The sequence below is a fragment of the Polynucleobacter sp. 39-46-10 genome (assembly GCF_002282275.1).
Window position 1 is genome coordinate 1 of sequence record NZ_NCJB01000470.1, and the last position, 1,408, is coordinate 1,408.

Annotated in this window: 3 protein-coding genes; all 3 read right to left on the minus strand. The window is 44.4% G+C overall.

All coding sequences use genetic code 11. The features are described from left to right. Positions 1-692 (minus strand): ABC transporter ATP-binding protein (locus tag B7X71_RS16865; RefSeq protein WP_293601593.1); only part of this gene is annotated, 692 nt, incomplete at its 3' end. Between the two features lie 84 nt (positions 693-776). Continuing rightward, on the minus strand, positions 777-1,001 hold the full coding sequence (locus tag B7X71_RS16870; RefSeq protein ID WP_215387009.1) for a DUF3717 domain-containing protein: 225 nt from the start codon (positions 999-1,001) through the stop codon (positions 777-779). 9 nt (positions 1,002-1,010) lie between these two features. Further along, on the minus strand, positions 1,011-1,408 hold a 398-nt coding region (locus tag B7X71_RS16875), incomplete at its 5' end, for an SET domain-containing protein-lysine N-methyltransferase (protein WP_293601592.1).

Consider the following 1,408-nt stretch of genomic DNA (forward strand, 5'->3'; position numbering starts at 1 on the left):
ACCGAGCCCCGTTGCAACACCGTAATTCTGTCGGCAATGGAGGAAACCACCTTCATGTTGTGCTCAACCATCAAGATAGTGCGACCCTTAGACACCCGATCAATTAATTCTGTAACGCGCTCGACATCTTCATGGCCCATACCCTGTGTTGGTTCATCCAACAGCATTAATTCGGGCTCCATGGCCATGGTCGTGGCAATTTCTAGGGCTCTCTTGCGCCCATAAGCCAAATTTAGGGTTTCTTCGTGGGCAAAGTCTGCCAAACCAACCTCACACAACAACTCCTCAGCGCGCTCTTTGAGCACATTTAGTGACTCACCAGACGTCCAAAAATGAAATTCCGTACCCAGTCCTCGCTGCAGTGCAACACGAACGTTTTCCAGAACAGTTAGGTGTGGGAAAACAGCAGAGATTTGAAATGATCGAACCACACCCCGCCTTGCAATTTGGGCTGGCTTCTCTTTTGTGATGTCAAAACCATTAAATAGAATTTGACCGGCGCTGGGCTCTAAAAATTTAGTGAGTAAATTAAAACAAGTGGTTTTGCCTGCCCCGTTGGGTCCAATGAGAGCGTGAATAGTTCCACGAGTGACATCTAGATTGACGTCACTCACCGCAGAAAACCCTTTAAAAGTTTTCCCAAGACCAATTGTTTTTAATATTGTTTCTTGCAAGCTTAAATCCTCATGCACATCTTTGGGCAAGACTTTGAGAATACTCCAAGAGAGTATTTACTAATATAGAGATAACCCTAAAAACACAAAGGTTGAGTTTTTTTAGTTTGTTTGTTTGGTTTTAAAAAACTTTTGGATTGCTGATTTTGCTATTTCATCCAAGACATCCATGGGAACCCTCTGCGACCCTTGAACAATCATAAGTGCGTAAGGTTTTGCAAGCGCGGCGGCCTCTGGGCATAAATGTAATTCTTCTCCAGCCGCAGGCGATTGACTGCGCCAGTAATTAATAGCTGCCTCTAAATCTTGAATACTGAGAAACAACATTTTTTAAAATTATTTGGTATCGAGAGACAACATCGTGCCACGGCATTTCTTTGCACCACAGCGACACTCATAGTCCTTCTTCAACCGCTTGGTAACGCGGCTGCCAATATCAAGCGAATAATCATAAAAAAGCTCTTCGCCCAACTTAAGGTCGCGTTTCGCATAAATAAATACACGGGGCTCACCGCCAAAAATATCTTCTCGAGTTTCACAACTGGGCTTACAGGAGTGGTTAATCCAGCGTGCTGCATTGCCGCCATATTTAGCATCAATGCAACGGCCATCCTCCAGAGAGAAATAAAAAGTATGGTTTGGGTCTTTAGGGTCATGTGGATGGCGCTTCTCGGCCAACTTCCAACTAATGCGCTCCCCTTTGTACTCAATAATCGCATCACCTTTTTTTATTG

Excerpts from the sequence above, each read along its gene's own strand:
- B7X71_RS16870 (WP_215387009.1), bottom strand. The coding sequence starts at position 1,001 with ATGTTGTTTCTCAGTATTCAAGATTTAGAGGCAGCTATTAATTACTGG.